This is a genomic window from Streptomyces sp. NBC_01013 (assembly GCF_045162765.1).
In the GTDB taxonomy this organism is placed as follows: domain Bacteria; phylum Actinomycetota; class Actinomycetes; order Streptomycetales; family Streptomycetaceae; genus Streptomyces.
Genome location: NZ_CP108687.1, coordinates 5893150 through 5908625, shown reverse-complemented (window position 1 = coordinate 5908625; position 15476 = coordinate 5893150). Strand labels below are relative to the sequence as shown.

At 71.7% G+C, this 15476-nt stretch carries 12 protein-coding genes; 9 read left to right on the top strand and 3 right to left on the bottom strand.

The features are described from left to right. Positions 1-67: 67 nt before the first annotated feature. The 5 genes from OG538_RS25700 (at position 68) to OG538_RS25680 (ending at position 5200) form a co-directional block, all read left to right on the top strand. Positions 68-760, top strand: a complete 693-nt coding sequence (locus OG538_RS25700) for an SCO2322 family protein (protein WP_406100297.1) — start codon at positions 68-70, stop codon at positions 758-760. Next, positions 757-1929 (top strand): energy-coupling factor transporter transmembrane component T, encoded by a 1173-nt coding sequence (locus OG538_RS25695; RefSeq protein ID WP_406097390.1) that lies wholly within the window; start codon positions 757-759, stop codon positions 1927-1929. The genes OG538_RS25700 and OG538_RS25695 overlap by 4 nt, the downstream gene beginning before the upstream one ends. Next, positions 1926-3647 (top strand): ABC transporter ATP-binding protein, encoded by a 1722-nt coding sequence (locus tag OG538_RS25690; RefSeq protein ID WP_406097388.1) that lies wholly within the window; start codon positions 1926-1928, stop codon positions 3645-3647. Before OG538_RS25695 ends, OG538_RS25690 begins: the two co-directional genes overlap by 4 nt. Then, on the top strand, positions 3644-4471 hold the full coding sequence (locus tag OG538_RS25685; protein WP_406097386.1) for an ECF transporter S component: 828 nt from the start codon (positions 3644-3646) through the stop codon (positions 4469-4471). The genes OG538_RS25690 and OG538_RS25685 overlap by 4 nt, the downstream gene beginning before the upstream one ends. Before the next feature lie 303 nt (positions 4472-4774). Beyond that, a complete protein-coding gene (locus OG538_RS25680; protein ID WP_406097384.1) occupies positions 4775-5200 on the top strand; it encodes a transglycosylase SLT domain-containing protein in 426 nt (141 codons plus the stop codon). 125 nt (positions 5201-5325) lie between these two features. Here the strand turns inward: OG538_RS25680 and OG538_RS25675 are convergent, their stop codons facing one another. After that, positions 5326-6495 carry a steroid 3-ketoacyl-CoA thiolase gene (locus tag OG538_RS25675; protein ID WP_406097382.1) on the bottom strand — a complete coding sequence of 390 codons (1170 nt, stop codon included), beginning with the start codon at positions 6493-6495 and terminating at the stop codon, positions 5326-5328. 316 nt (positions 6496-6811) lie between these two features. On the opposite strand from OG538_RS25675, the gene OG538_RS25670 reads away from it, so the two are divergent. Both OG538_RS25670 and OG538_RS25665 read left to right on the top strand, forming a co-directional pair. Then, entirely contained in the window at positions 6812-8062 is a 1251-nt protein-coding gene (locus OG538_RS25670; protein ID WP_406097380.1) for a cytochrome P450, read from the top strand. Between the two features lie 56 nt (positions 8063-8118). Further along, positions 8119-9099 carry an AEC family transporter gene (locus tag OG538_RS25665; RefSeq protein ID WP_406097378.1) on the top strand — a complete coding sequence of 327 codons (981 nt, stop codon included), beginning with the start codon at positions 8119-8121 and terminating at the stop codon, positions 9097-9099. Between the two features lie 115 nt (positions 9100-9214). Here the strand turns inward: OG538_RS25665 and OG538_RS25660 are convergent, their stop codons facing one another. Continuing rightward, complete coding sequence (locus tag OG538_RS25660) at positions 9215-11173, bottom strand: bifunctional glycosyltransferase 87/phosphatase PAP2 family protein (protein ID WP_406100296.1); 1959 nt, start codon at positions 11171-11173, stop codon at positions 9215-9217. A 376-nt stretch (positions 11174-11549) separates the two neighbouring features. On the opposite strand from OG538_RS25660, the gene OG538_RS25655 reads away from it, so the two are divergent. Both OG538_RS25655 and OG538_RS25650 read left to right on the top strand, forming a co-directional pair. Then, the gene (locus tag OG538_RS25655) at positions 11550-12647 is read left to right on the top strand and encodes a DUF2330 domain-containing protein (RefSeq protein ID WP_406100295.1); all 1098 of its coding nucleotides are present in this window, start codon (positions 11550-11552) and stop codon (positions 12645-12647) included. Between the two features lie 129 nt (positions 12648-12776). Then, positions 12777-13253, top strand: coding sequence for a GNAT family N-acetyltransferase (locus tag OG538_RS25650; protein ID WP_406097376.1), 477 nt, complete (start codon positions 12777-12779; stop codon positions 13251-13253). A 66-nt stretch (positions 13254-13319) separates the two neighbouring features. On the opposite strand, the gene OG538_RS25645 is transcribed toward OG538_RS25650, so the two are convergent. Further along, the gene (locus tag OG538_RS25645) at positions 13320-15386 is read right to left on the bottom strand and encodes a DHA2 family efflux MFS transporter permease subunit (RefSeq protein WP_406097374.1); all 2067 of its coding nucleotides are present in this window, start codon (positions 15384-15386) and stop codon (positions 13320-13322) included. Positions 15387-15476: the final 90 nt, after the last annotated feature.

The following is a 15476-nucleotide window of genomic DNA, read 5'->3' as shown; positions in this document are numbered from 1 at the left end:
ACGGCGCCCCCGCCGGAAGCGTGCGTGCCGGGGCGTGGCCTCCCGGTCCGAGGTCACCCGACGGCCCCTGCGGCGCGCCGGCCGGGTCACCGCGCTGCTGGTGGTCCTGGGCGCTGCCCTGGCCGTGCTCGGCACGGGCACGGCCCAGGCGGCGGGCTACCGCTACTGGTCGTTCTGGGAGGGCTCCGGCAGCGGGTGGACGTATGCGACGCAGGGGCCGTCACTGGTCCGCCCGGCCGACGGTTCGGTGCAGGGCTTCCGGTTCGCCGTGAGTGCGGACTCGCAGGACGCGGCCAAGCCGCGCCGCGCCCCCGACTTCACGAAGATCTGCGCGGCCACGCCCGCCGAGGACGGCAGCAAGCGGGTCGCGCTCGTCATCGATCCCGGTACGGCCGCCGACGCCCCGGACGGGGCGACGCCGCCCGCACTGCGTACGGCGTGCGCGCAGATCCCCGAGGACGCGAGCAGCGCGGAGGCGCTCGCCTCGGTGGCCAAGCCGCTGCGATACGGCAGCGACGCGCTGCTCTGCGCGATCTCCGGCTACCCGGTCTCGGGTTGCGGTGAGCAGGTGACCGGGAACGAGGGCGCGGGCGACAGCAGGACCGCCACGGCTGACGCCTCCGCGCCCACGTCGGCGGGCGTCGCCGTCGGTGACGGTCCGGACCATGGCGGGCCCTCCGCGGGGGTCCTCGTCGGCGTCGCCGCCGTCCTCCTCCTCGGCATCGCCGCAGTCGCGCAGGCCCGCCGCCGCCGCGGATGACCGGCTCGACGAGTGGTACGCCCGTGGATATCGCGGACGCCCCGGTGGACCGGGTCCGTGCCTGGCGCGCACCCGCCGCGACCCGCAGCAACGCGCTGCCCGCCGGCGCCTGGTGGCTGTGGGCGCTCGGGCTCGCCACCGCCGCCTCCCGGACCACCAATCCGCTGCTGCTCGGCCTGCTGGTCGGCGTCGCGGGGTACGTCGTGGCCGCGCGCCGCACGGACGCGCCGTGGGCCCGGTCGTACGGGGCGTTCATCAGGATCGGGCTGTTCGTGATCGGTGTGCGACTGCTCTTCTCCGTCTTTCTCGGCTCCCCCATCCCGGGCACGCACGTCGTGTTCACGCTGCCCGAGGCGCCGCTGCCGGACTGGGCGAAGGGGGTCCGGATCGGGGGCCGCGTCACCGCCGAACAGGTGCTGTTCGCGCTGTACGACGGGGCGAAGCTCGCCGCTCTGCTCATCTGCGTCGGCGCGGCGAACTCCCTCGCGAACCCGGCCCGGCTGCTGAAGTCGCTGCCCGGTGCGCTGTACGAGGCCGGGGTGGCCGTCGTCGTCGCGATGACGTTCGCGCCGAACATGGTCGCCGACGTGATGCGGCTGCGCACCGCCCGGCGGTTGCGTGGCCGCCCGACCGGCGGTGTGCGGGCCGTGCTCCAGATCGGGCTGCCGGTCCTGGAGGGCGCACTGGAGCGGTCGGTCGCCGTGGCGGCCTCGATGGACGCCCGCGGCTACGGCCGCACGGCGCAGGTGCCTGCCGCCGTCCGCCACACCACGAACGTCCTCACGCTCGGCGGGCTGCTGGGTGTCTGCGCCGGTACGTACGGGCTGCTCGCCGCGCAGGGCGCGGTGTACGGGCTGCCGCTGCTGATCGCCGGTCTCGTGGCCGCGATGGCAGGGCTGAGGCTCGGCGGGGCCCGTTCGGTCCGCACCCGGTACCGGCCCGACCGCTGGGGGGCGCGGGCCTGGCTGGTCGCGGGGTCCGGTGCGGCGGTCGCGGTCGCGATGATCTGGGCGGGCAGTGCGGATCCGGCGGCGCTGCACCCCGGTGTCGTACCGCTGACCGCGCCCGTGCTGCCGCTGTGGCCGGCCGCCGCGGTGCTGATCGGCCTGCTGCCGGCGGTGGTCGCGCCCGTCCCGCCCTCCCCCACAGGCTTCGAGGAGCAGGTGTGATCCGGTTCGACGATGTTTCGGTGCAGTACGAGGGGGTGGACAGCCCCACCCTGTCGGGCGTCGAGCTGACCGTTCCCGAGGGTGAGCTGGTGCTCCTCGTCGGGCCCTCAGGGGTCGGCAAGTCGACATTGCTGGGCGCCGTGTCCGGGCTCGTGCCGCATTTCACCGGCGGTCGGCTGACCGGGCGCGTGACCGTCGGCGGGCGCGACACCCGTACCCACAAGCCGCGCGAGCTCGCCGATCTGGTCGGCACCGTGGGCCAGGACCCGCTCTCCCACTTCGTGACGGACACGGTCGAGGACGAGCTGGCGTACGGCATGGAGTCGCTGGGCCTCGCCCCGGACGTCATGCGGCGGCGGGTGGAGGAGACCCTCGACCTGCTGGGCCTCGCCGGGCTGCGCGACCGGCCCATCGCCACCCTGTCCGGCGGTCAGCAGCAGCGGGTCGCGATCGGTTCGGTGCTGACCCCGCACCCCCGTGTCCTGGTGCTGGACGAGCCGACGTCCGCGCTGGACCCTGCGGCGGCCGAGGAGGTCCTCGCGGTTCTGCAGCGGCTCGTCCACGACCTGGGGACGACGGTCCTGATGGCGGAACACCGGCTGGAGCGCGTGGTGCAGTACGCGGACCAGGTCGTCCTGCTGCCGTCGCCGGGCGCCGCCCCGGTCATGGGGGCGCCCACCGACGTGATGGCCCTCTCACCGGTACATCCGCCGGTCGTGGCGCTGGGACGGCTGGCCGGCTGGGAGCCGCTGCCCCTGTCGGTCCGCGATGCCCGGCGGCAGGCGGCGGGGATGCGGGACCGGCTGTCGACCGTGACGCCCGGGCCGGTGGGCGGGACCGGACACCGGAAGCCTCTCCCGCCACCGCCTCCCGCCCGCCCCGCGCCACGGCGCTCCGGCCTGGCCCGTCTGTTCGGCCGTGCGGCGCAGGAGGCCCCCCACGCCGAGCCCGTCACCGACACCACCACCCGTGTCGAGCGCCTCGCCGTGCGGCGCGGGCGCGTCGAGGCGCTGCGCCGGGTGACGCTCACCGTCGCCCCCGGCGAGACCGTCGCCCTGATGGGACGCAACGGCGCCGGCAAGTCCACCCTGCTCTCCGCGCTCGTCGGCATGGTCGAGCCCGCCTCCGGCACCGTGCTCGTCGGCGGCCGCACCCCGCACCGCACACCGCCGCGCGAGATGGTGCGCCGCGTCGGCCTCGTACCGCAGGAGCCGCGCGACCTGCTGTACGCGGACACCGTCGCCGCCGAGTGCGCGGCGGCCGACGCCGACGCGGGAGCGGCGCCGGGCAGCTGCCGGGAGCTGGTCTCCGAGCTGCTGCCCGGTGTCGCCGACGCCACCCATCCCCGTGATCTCTCCGAGGGACAGCGCCTCGCCCTTGCGCTCGCGCTCGTACTCACCGCCCGCCCCCCGCTGCTGCTCCTGGACGAGCCGACCCGCGGTCTGGACTACGCGGCGAAGGCCCGACTCGTCGGGGTGCTGCGCGCGCTGGCGGCCGAGGGCCACGCGATCGTGCTGGCCACGCATGATGTGGAGCTGGCCGCCGAACTGGCCCACCGGGTGGTGATCCTCGCTGACGGGGAGGTCGTCGCGGACGGGCCGACCGCGGAGGTCGTGGTGTCCTCGCCCGCGTTCGCCCCGCAGACCGCCAAGATCCTCGCTCCGCAGGAGTGGCTCACCGTGTCGCAGGTGCGCCGGGCACTGGGAGGTGCTGAGTGACGGGCACGAGAGAACGGGGGGCGCGGCCGGTGCGGCTCGGGCCGCGGGCCGTCGCCGCGCTGGTGCTGATCAGCGCCATCGGAGTGGCCGCCTTCGGCTGGCCGCTGCTGGCCGGCCCGGACTCCGGGCTCGCGCACTCCGAGGACGCGCCGTGGCTGTTCGCCGCGTTGCTGCCGCTGCTGGTCGGGGTGGTGGTGGCGATGATCGCGGACTCCGGACTCGACGCGAAGGCGGTGGCGATGCTGGGGGTGCTGGCCGCGGTCGGGGCCGCGCTGCGCCCGCTGGGGGCCGGTACGGCCGGTCTGGAGCCGATGTTCTTCCTGATGGTGCTGAGCGGGCGGGTGCTCGGGCCCGGCTTCGGCTTCGTGCTGGGCTCGGTGACGATGTTCGCCTCCGCGCTGCTGACCGGCGGAGTGGGTCCGTGGATGCCGTTCCAGATGCTGTCGATGGGCTGGTTCGCGATGGGCGCCGGGCTGCTGCCGGGCCCGGACCGGGTCCGTGGACGCGCCGAGCTGCTGATGCTCGCCGCGTACGGGGCGGTGGCCTCGTTCGCGTACGGGACGGTCATGAATCTCTACGGGTGGACGATCGTGCCGGGGCTCGGCTCGGGCATCTCCTTCGTGCCGGGAGACCCGCTGGGCGACAACCTGGTGCGCTTCCTCGCGTACTGCACGGCCACCTCGCTCGGCTGGGATCTGGGCCGGGCCGTGCTCACCGTCGTGCTGACGCTGACCGTCGGCACCGCGCTGCTGAAAGCGCTGCGCCGGGCCACGCGGCGGGCCGCCTTCGAGGCCCAGGTCACATTCGAGGCTCCCGGCGAGTGAGGGCACCCACAGGACCTTGGTCCTGTACGAAGCGGGACAGTAGTCGGGGAAACCCCCACCTGACCCCGTTCCTCCCCCTCCGACCTGCTATGGAGCATTTCGATATGGTTCGGGACCTTCGGCCCTGGGTGCGAGGCGGGGTCGTATCCGGGGTCGTTGCGGTGGTTGAACGGCGCCGCTAACACTGGAGAAGTCGCCGAGCACCGCAGCGTCCACCGGAACGGACAGCGGTCAACGCGCAACGGTCCACGCAGGATTCGGGCCGGAGCACGCGACTCCCCCGTACCCGACGTTAGGTTCCCTGTGTCGTTCGCCCGTAACATCCTCGCCCGTCGCAAGTCCGCCATCGCCGGTGCAGCCGTGCTGCTGGGTGCCTCCGGTGTGGCGCTGGGCGTCTCCCCGGCCATGGCGGCCACGTCCGCCGCGCCGACGTCAGCTGCCGCGAGTGCTCAGGACACGGCGAAGCAGATGATCGGTGACGACGCGCAGTTCCAGTGCTTCAGCAACATCGTCAGCCACGAGAGCGGCTGGAACCCGAGCGCGACCAACGCCTCCTCCGGCGCCTACGGCCTGGTCCAGGCGCTGCCCGGCTCGAAGATGGCGTCCGCCGGCTCCGACTGGCAGACCAACCCCAGCACCCAGATCAAGTGGGGCATGGACTACATGAACTCCCGCTACGGCAGCCCCTGTGGCGCCTGGTCGTTCTGGCAGGCCAACAACTGGTACTGAGTCCACCGGACCGCAGCCAGTAGCGACGAGGGGCCCTCCACCGCATGTGCGCGGTGGAGGGTCCCTCGTCGTTTCCCCGGCCGGGCGCGGCCGGCGCGTCGAGCCGGGGCCCGCCCGCAGGCCCCCTACAGGCGCTGGATGATCGTTCCGGTCGCCAGGGCGCCACCCGCACACATGGTGATCAGCGCGAACTCCTTGTCCCTGCGCTCCAGCTCGTGCAGGGCCGTGGTGATCAACCGGGCCCCGGTGGCGCCGACCGGGTGACCGAGCGCGATCGCGCCCCCGTTGACGTTCACCTTCGACAGATCCTGGTCGAAGACCTGCGTCCAGCTCAGCACCACCGACGCGAAAGCCTCGTTGATCTCCACGATGTCGATGTCCTTGAGGGACATCCCGGCCTTGCCGAGCACCGCGCGGGTCGCGTCGACGGGGCCGTCGAGGTGGAAGTGCGGGTCGGAGCCCACCAGCGCCTGGGCGACGATCCGGGCCCGCGGCTTCAGCTTCAGGGCCCGGGCCATGCGCTTGGACGCCCACATGATCGCGCAGGCTCCGTCGGATATCTGCGAGGAGTTGCCCGCGGTGTGGACGGCCGTGGGCATCACGGGCTTGAGCCGGGCGAGCCCCTCCATGGTGGTGTCGCGCAGCCCCTCGTCGTGATCGACGAGCCGCCACATGCCCTGGCCCGCGGCCTGTTCGGCCTCGGTGGTGGGTACCTGGACCGCGTACGTCTCCCGTTTGTAGCGCTCCTCGGCCCAGGCGACGGCCGCCCGTTCCTGCGAGAGGAGGCCGAGCGAGTCGACGTTCTCCCGGGTGAGGCCGCGCTTGCGGGCGATGCGCTCGGCGGCCTCGAACTGGTTGGGCAGGTCGACGTTCCACTCGTCGGGCCACGGCTTGCCCGGCCCGTGCTTGGAGCCGCTGCCCAGCGGAACGCGGGACATGGCCTCCACCCCGCAGCTGATGCCGACGTCGATCACCCCGGCCGCGACCATGTTGGCGACCATGTGGGAAGCCTGCTGCGAGGAGCCGCACTGGCAGTCCACGGTCGTCGCGGCGGTCTCGTACGGAAGCCCCACGGTGAGCCAGGCGTTGCGCGCGGGGTTCATGGACTGTTCGCCGGCATGGGTGACGGTGCCGCCGACGATCTGTTCGACGCAGTCGGCGTGGATGCCGGTCCGGCCGAGAAGTTCACGGTAGGTCTCACCCAGCAGGTAGGCCGGGTGCAGGTTGGCGAGCGCGCCTCCACGCTTGCCGATGGGGGTGCGTACGGCTTCGACGATGACGGGTTCCGCGGCCATGAGCTCGTCCTCTCCTCGCTCTTCCGCAGAGGCGTCCCGGCGCCCACGGAAGGAACTAGTACGCGTTCTAGTTCTGCAAGCAGTCTTATGAGGCTTACCCCCGGTACGCAAGGGTCTTGCACGCACCTTGCCCGGGCTTCACCACCCACGCCCACCGCAGAACGGCCGGTTCACCACCGCCTCACGCAACAGATCCGGCCATGCCCCTTGTCACTTGTAGAACTCGTTACTACCTTGCGGGCAGCTTCTGATGGGTCGTCAGACAAAGTGCCGACGGCTCTCGGACCGACCTGGCGTTCTCGACCTGGAGCTGCCGATGCCCTGCCCCCATCTGCCCGAAGGGTTCGACTTCACCGATCCCGACCTGCTCCATGCCCGGGTCCCACACCCGGAGTTCACCCTCATGCGGGAGACGGCACCGGTCTGGTGGTGCACCCAGCCCACCGGCATTTCCGGCTTCGACGACGCGGGCTACTGGGTCGTCACCCGGCACGCGGACGTCAAGTACGTCTCGACCCGTCCCGAGCTGTTCTCGTCGAACACCAACACCGCGGTGATCCGCTTCAACGAGTCGATCAGCCGGGACCAGATCGACGTCCAGAAGCTGATCATGCTGAACATGGACCCGCCCGAGCACACCCGGGTCCGTCAGATCGTCCAGCGCGGCTTCACCCCCCGCGCCATCCGGTCCCTGGAGGAGACGCTGCGCAACCGGGCGCGCTCCATCGTCGAGACCGCACTCGCCGGGGCGGACGACGACGGCTCGTTCGACTTCGTCACCAACATCGCCGTGGAACTGCCACTTCAGGCCATCGCCGAACTCATCGGCGTACCGCAGGAGGACCGGGCGCGGATCTTCGACTGGTCGAACAAGATGGCCGCGTACGACGATCCGGAGTACGCGATCACCGAAGAGATCGGCGCCGAGGCGGCGATGGAGATCGTCTCCTACTCGATGAACCTCGCGGCAGCGCGCAAGGAGTGCCCGGCCAAGGACATCGTCTCCCAACTGGTCGCCGCCGAGGGCGAGGGCAACCTCTCCTCGGACGAGTTCGGCTTCTTCGTGATCCTGCTCGCCGTGGCCGGCAACGAGACCACGCGCAACGCCATCAGCCACGGCATGCACGCGTTCCTGACCCACCCCGAGCAGTGGGAGCTCTACAAGCGCGAGCGGCCGGAGACCACCGCCGAGGAGATAGTCCGCTGGGCGACGCCCGTGGTCTCCTTCCAGCGGACCGCCACCCAGGACCTCGAACTGGGCGGGCAGCAGATCAAGAAGGGTGACCGGGTCGGGCTGTTCTACTCCTCGGCCAACAACGACCCCGAAGTGTTCGAGAACCCGGAGCAGTTCGACATCTCCCGCGACCCGAACCCGCACCTCGGCTTCGGCGGCGGCGGTCCGCACTTCTGCCTCGGCAAGTCCCTGGCCGTGATGGAGATCAACCTGATCTTCAACGCGATCGCGGACGTCCTGCCGGACCTGCGGCTGGTCGGTGACCCGCGCCGGCTGCGGTCGGCCTGGCTCAACGGCATCAAACAGCTCCAGGTCAGCAGGACGGCCGCCTGAGCCATCCCCGTACCCCCGTCCGCCTGTCGGACGGGGGTACGGGGATCATGGCGGCCATGCCTGCGCTCCTCTCCGGCTTCGCCCCCATCTGGATCCTGACCGCCATCGGTTACGCGGCAGCCCGCGGCGGGCTCCTCGGGGAGCAGGCGGAGTCGGTGCTCGGCCGGTTCGTCTTTCATGTGGCCATGCCCGCCGCGCTGTTCACCATGGTGTCCGGTTCACGGCTGGACGCCTTCGCCCATCCGTCGATGGTGGCGTTCGCCGCAGGCACGGTGCTGGTGTCCACGTCGGGATACGTGGCGGGCCGACGCTTCTTCGGCCGCAAGAGAGCCGAGGCGTCGATCAGCGGCATGGCGTCCGGCTACGTCAACTCCGCCAATCTGGGCATCCCGGTGGCGGTGCACGTGCTCGGCGACGCCTCGTTCGTCGCGCAGGTCATCCTGTTCCAGGTGCTGCTGGTCTCGCCCGTGGTCCTGACCCTGCTGGACTCGGGCGCGCGGGGCGGCCGGCCCCTCGGCGGCGGACTGCGGCGGATGCTCACCATGCCGGTGCGCAACCCCGTCATCATGGCCTCACTGCTCGGAGTGGCGGTCTCCGCGAGCGGGCTGCGTCTGCCGGCCGCCGTCGCCCACTCCTGCGACGCGCTCGGTGCCGCGGCCGTACCGACGGCGCTGATCGCGCTGGGCCTGTCCCTGCACGGCGGCCCCGGCGGAGGGCGCCGGGACGGGGCCGAGGAGGCGGACGGCGGGACCGGCCGTGTCACGGGGCGTGCTGAGGTAGGCGTCGCGGTCGCGCTCAAGACGCTGGTCCAGCCCGCGGTCGCCTACGTCGTCGCCGGACCGCTTCTGCACCTGCCGGACCACCAGGTGCTGGCCGTGGTGCTCTGCTCCGCGCTGCCGACGGCGCAGAACGCCTACCTCTACGCCCGTGAGTACGAGCTGGACACCGGCCTGGCCCGCACCTGCGTGGTGGCCTCCACGGTGGTGTCGATGGTCACGCTGTCCTTCGCCGCCTGGGCGCTGGGGGCGTCCGGCTGATCCGTTGGAGTGGCGGGGCCCGCCCGACGGGCGGATGCTGGTGGGGCGACGATCCACATGCCGAAGGGGTGCCGGGCGCTTCTTGCCGCCCGGCACCCCTTCGGCACGTCGCCCGTCAGGCGCTCTCGGTGACACGCCCGACGGGTTTCGACGACGTCGTGCTGGTTGCGTCCGGCGGCGTCTCGTCCCCCGGTTCCCGCAGCCTGCGGGGGCCGGACAGCGCGTACGTGAGGCCGAAGCCGAGGGCCACCACCGCTGCACCGCCCACCGCGTCGAGCACCCAGTGGTTGCCCGTCGCGACGATCGTCGAGACCGTGAACAGCGGGTGCAGCACCCCCAGCGCCTTCATCCAGAGCTTCGGGGCGAGCATCACGATCACCACACCGCACCACAGGGACCAGCCGAAGTGCAGCGAGGGCATCGCCGCGTACTGGTTGGTGACCCCGGTCAGCGTGCCGTAGTCGGGCTTCGCGAAGTCCTGGACGCCGTGGACCGTGTCGATGAACCCGAGCCCCGGCATCAGCCGCGGCGGGGCCAGCGGGTAGAGCCAGAAGCCGACCAGGGCGAGCAGGGTGGCGAAGCCGATGGAGCTGCGGACCCAGCGGTAGTCCGCGGGGCGGCGTACGTACAGCACGCCGAGGATGGTCAGCGGCACGACGAAGTGGAACGTCGAGTAGTAGTAGTCGAAGAAGTCCCGCAGCCAGCCGACCTTGACGACCGAGTGGTTGACCCAGTGCTCCACGTCGATGTGCAGCCACTGTTCGATCGAGTGGATCTGCCGGCCGTGGTGCTCCGCGGTGGCGCGGCCTGCCGTCGCCGCCAGCCTGACCTGCTGGTACGCGGAGTAGACGACCCTGATCAGCAGGAGTTCCAACAGCAGGTTCGGCCGGCTGAGCACCCGCTGCCAGAACGGCAGCAGCGGCACCCCGCTCCAGCGGGCGGCGACCGGGGAGGCGTGGCCGGTCTGGATCGGCTGCTGCCAGTACGGCGAGGTGCGCGGCAGGAACGGGGCCACGCACGCGGCCGCGAGCGCGGCGATCAGCAGCACGTTGTCGCGGACCGGGAACATCGCCTCGATGTTCGGCAGCAGCATCTTGCCCGGCAGCGTGACGACGAGGATCACGACGGCCGGCCAGACCATCCGGTCGGAGGCCCGCTTGCCGACCCGGCCGACCACGGCGAGCAGCACCCACAGCAGCTGGTGCTGCCAGGCGGTGGGGGCCACGGCGACGGAGACGCAGCCGGTCACGGCCACGGCGAGCAGCAGCTGGCCGTCGCTCGCGTACCGTGCGGCGCGGCGAAGTCCGAGGAAGCAGACGGCCGCGGCCAGAACGACGAAGAGCGCGATCTCCCACGGGCCTTCCAGGCCCAGGCGGAGCAGCGCGCCGTGCAGCGACTGGTTGGCGAGGCTGTCGGCCTGGTCACCGAGCCCGGCGCCCGCGACGTGGTGCACCCAGTAGGTCCACGAGTCGTGCGGCATCGCGGCCCAGGCCAGCGCCGTGCAGGCGGCGAAGGCCGCGCCGCCGGTCAGCGCGGCCCGGCGTCTGCCGGTCAGCCAGAGGAGGACGGCGAAGAGCAGCACGGTCGGCTGGAGGGCTGCGGCGATCCCGATCAGCAGGCCCGAGGCCCGTTCGCCGCGGGCCGCGAAGCAGCCGACGAGGACCAGGAGGACCGGCAGGATGCTGGTCTGGCCCAGGTGGAGGGCGTTGCGCACCGGCAGCGAGAGCATCAGCAGACTGATCGCGACGGGTGCGGCGAGCAGGGCGGTGCGGCGGCTGACGGGGCCGGGCAGGGCGCGCGCCGCGACGATACCGAGGGCGGCGACGAGCAGCAGTGAGCCGAAGGTCCAGGCGACGCCGAGGCTCTGTTCGGCCGTGCGGGTCAGGGGCTTGAGCACCAGGCCGGCGAAGGGGGTGCCGGTGAACCGGTCGGTGTCGTACAGCGAGCCCGTCACATGCAGCACACCGTTCTCACCGATCCACGTCTCCAGATCGGTGAGGCGTTCGCCGGGCGGCTGCCGCAGCACCACCGCCATCTGCCGCACGGCCAATGCGGCTACAACAAGCCAGAGCACGGCACGGGCAGCCCCGGTCCTCGCTCCCGTCGCCGCGTCTGTGCGCACACTGTGCTCCGCGTTCGCCACGTTGCGCCGACCCTCCCAACGTTTGGTGCCGATTCTCTGCCCGGCATGCTGTGAAACCTTCGCATTGCCCTATGAGGTAGACACAATCACCCCCTCTTCACCTGACTGTCATCCCGCTTTTGTCGGAAAGGATGCCCGGTTGTGCGGTGCGGACAGGCCGGAACGGCCGGAACCGGCGGGGGCGTGCGCACGTCTGAGCCCCTGATCAGTGGCTATGGGGAGGACGCGGAAGATGCGGTGTGCGGGGAGAGATCGAGAGGTGCGGCATCGGCCGCGCGGGTGGGCGCTCCGGGCGCTGTCCCTGGCCATGCTGGTGTTCTCCACTCAACTGGGGTCGCTGATCGCGCCGGCGTACGCGTGTGGCTGCGGGGCGATGGTGGTGGACCGCGACTCGCGGGTCTCGGTCGACCGGGAGACGTCGGTCGTCGGCTGGGACGGCAGTACCGAGCAGATCGTGATGCGGCTCACCGTGCGTGGGAACGCCCCCGACGCCGCCTGGATCATGCCCGTGCCGCACCGTGCCACGGTCGAACTCGGTGACGCCTCGCTCTTCTCCGAGCTGCAGACCCTCACGGCACCGGTGAGCGCCACCCGGCACTACTTCTGGCCCCGGGCCAAGGACTGGCCGTTCAGCGGGTCGGGCAACAGCTCCGGGGACGGCGCCGCCGCTCCTTCGGCGGCCGGCCCGGTCGAGGTGGTGGGCCGGGAGCGGCTCGGTCCGTTCGACGTGGCCCGGCTGGCCGCGACGGATCCCGCCGCGCTGGAGAGCTGGCTGAAGGAGAACGGCTTCGAGCTGCCGGACAGGCTCGCGACGGCCTTGCGCCCGTATGTGGAGCAGAAATGGGAGTACGTGGCCGTGCGCCTCGCCCCCCGGGAGCCCGGCGGACCGCTGAGCGGCACGCTCGACCCGCTGCGGCTGCGCTTCGCCAGCGACCGTCCGGTCTACCCGATGCGTCTGTCCCGGCTCGCCGCGACGCCGCAGTCGCTGGGCCTGTACGTGCTCGCGGCGCACCGCATGGAGCCGCGCGGCACTATCGGCGGACAGCTGCCCGAGGTGACGTACGCGGGGCGGGTCGACGCCCGGCAGGAGGAGGGGGAGTACCCGGCGCTGGATGCGCTGACGGGCGGGAAGCCGGTGTTCGTCACGGCGATCGACCAGTCGTTCCCCCGGCCGGAGCTGATCGACGGCGACCACGAACTGCGGGCAGCCGCCGCGGACACCCCGTACCGGACCATGGACTACCGCGACGAGCTGCTGACCGTGGGCGGCGCCCCGGCCTGGCTGCTGTCGCTGCTCGGTGGAGCCGTGGTGGTGGTCGCCGCGCTGCTGGCGGCGCTGCGGGCCCGGCGACGGCGGCCGGTGTCGCCGCCGCCACCGGTCACCGTGCCGCCGCCGCTGCGGTGAGCGCCGGGGCCGGTCCGACGGGTCGTGGACGTACGTACGCTGGGTGAATCGCGGGACGACGGTCCTCACGACGCCCTCCGCGCACGAAATCGTTTTTCCCTACGCTCGGGCGCGCGTCAGACTGACCCGATGACGTGGACCGTGACCCCCGAGCGCTTCGACTCCCCCGACGCCGCCCTGCTGCGCAGGGATTACTACGACGAGGTGGCCAGTCGCTACTGGGAGCGGCCCGCGACGGCCCGGGAGATCGACGAGGGGCTCACCGACGACGGTGCCGAGTTGCTCGTCCCGCCGACCGGCGAGTTCGTCGTCGGTCGCTTCGAGGGCGCCGCGGCGGCGTGTGCCGGGCTGATCGTGACGGAGCCGGGCACCGCGGAGCTGACCCGGGTCTACGTCCGTCCCCAGGCACGCGGGACGGGTGGTGGCGGGCTGCTGCTCGCGGCCGTGGAGCGCCTGGCGCGGGCCGCCGGCGTGCGGCGGATCCGGCTCGACACCCGTAACGATCTCGTCGAGGCGCGCGGACTGTACGCCAAACACGGCTACCGGGAGGTCCCGGCCTTCCACCGCCGGCAGTACGCGGAGCACTGGTTCACCAAGGAGCTGTGACGACCTGGTGTGCTCCGTCGCCCACCTGGTCGTGAGGCCGCGCGCGCCCCCGGCCCGGACGAAGGGTCAGACGGGCGGCTGGTGCGGGTGCCCGGCCGCGTGATCCCGCTTGGGCGCCGGGCTGTGCGGGCGCTCCTTGCTCGATCCGCTGGTCTCCGCCGTCAGTTCCGACACCAGGGCGACCAGGTCGGTCGGCCGGTCCGGACCCCACCAGTCGCCCAGCAGCTCGGCCAGGGAGTCCTCGCGGGCCTGTGCCAGCTTCACGACGGCCTCGGCGCCCGGTTCGGTGAGCACCATCTGCACCCCCAGCCGGCGGGCCAGACCGCGCTCCTCCAGCTGCCGGGCGGCGTCGCTGATCACCCGCAACGGCACGGGGGCGATGTCGGCGAGCCGGGCGGGCTCAACGGTGCCGTGCCGTTTGATGCGCAGCAGCATCCAGCTGGCGGCCGGCAGCAGGTCGTACCCGGCCCGCGCGGTGATCTTCTCGTAGACCTCGCGGCGTCCTTCCCGGGTGGCCAGGACCGAGAGGGCGCGGGCGCACTCGTCGTACGAGGAACGCTCGACCGGATTCGACGCGAGCGTCTCGGTGGAGTCGGGGGCGGTCACCGAGCCACGCAGCTTGTCCTCCTTGAGCAGCCAGGCGAAGAGGAAGGCGACCAGGACGACGGGGGCGGCGTACAGGAACACATCGGTGATCGACGTGGAGTACGCGTTGAGCACGGGCTGCTGGAGCGCCGGGGGCAGCTGGCCGATGGCGCGCGGGTCCGCGGCCAGACCTTTGGCGCTGACTCCTGGCGGCAGCGGCCGGTCGGCGAGTGCGGAGCCGAGCTTGTCGGTGAGCCGGTTGGTGAAGATGGTGCCGAAGATGGCGACGCCGAACGAGGCTCCGATGGAACGGAAGAACGTCGCGCCCGAGGTGGCGACGCCGAGGTCCTGGTACGAGACGGCGTTCTGCACGACCAGGACCAGGACCTGCATCACCAGACCGAGTCCCGCACCGAAGACGAAGAAGTAGATGCTCATCTCCCAGGTGCTGCTGGACTCCGTCAGCCGGTGCAGGAGCAGCAGGCCGATCGCGGTGATGCCGGTGCCCAGGACGGGGAAGACCTTCCAGCGGCCCGTACGGCTGACGATCTGTCCGGACACGGTGGAGGTGATCAGCAGGCCGAAGACCATGGGCAGCATGTGGACGCCGGACATCGTCGGCGTGATGCCGTGCACCACCTGGAGGAACGTCGGCAGATAGGTCATCGCGCCGAACATCGCGAATCCGACGACGAAGCTGATCACCGCGACGAGGCTGAAGGTCCTGATCCGGAACAGTTTCAGCGGCAGGACGGGTTCGGCCGCGCGTCGCTCCACGTACACGAAGGCGATCAGCAGCACCACGCTGAGCACGGCGAGGCCGATGATCCGTGCCGACCCCCAGGCCCAGGTGGTGCCGCCGAGCGAGGCGACGAGGACCAGGCAGGTGGCGACGGAGGCGATGAGGAAGGTGCCGAGGTAGTCGATGGTGTGCTTCGTCCGGCGGACCGGGATGTGCAGCACGGCGGCGATCACGACGAGGGCGACGACTCCGATGGGCAGGTTGATGTAGAAGACCCAGCGCCAGCTGAGATGTTCGGTGAAGAAGCCGCCGAGGAGCGGTCCGAGGACGCTCGTCGCGCCGAACACCGCGCCGAACAGGCCCTGGTACTTGCCGCGTTCGCGCGGGGGGACGAGGTCGCCGACGATCGCCATCGACAGCACCATCAGACCGCCGCCGCCGAGCCCCTGGAGGGCGCGGAAGCCGATCAGCTGAGGCATGTTCTGAGCGATGCCGCAGAGGGCCGAGCCGATCAGGAAGATGACGATGGCGGTCTGGAAGAGCCTTTTGCGTCCGTACTGGTCGCCGAGCTTGCCCCAGAGGGGGGTCGCCGCGGTCGACGCCAGCAGGTAGGCCGTGACCACCCATGACAGGTGCTCCAGACCGCCGAGATCGCTGACGATGGTCGGCAGAGCCGTGGAGACGATGGTCTGGTCGAGTGCGGCGAGGAGCATGCCGAGAAGCAGTGCGCCGATCGCCACCAGAACCGACCGCGTGGAGCGGTCGGCGCCGGGGGCCGGGGCCGTAGGGCTCAACTGCTGGGCCATAGAACATCTCCTCGGATCCGCTACCCCCCCATCCTGTCTGTTCTGCACCGTTATGGCCTGCCGAGGAAGTCCGTGATTGGGCTTACCGGC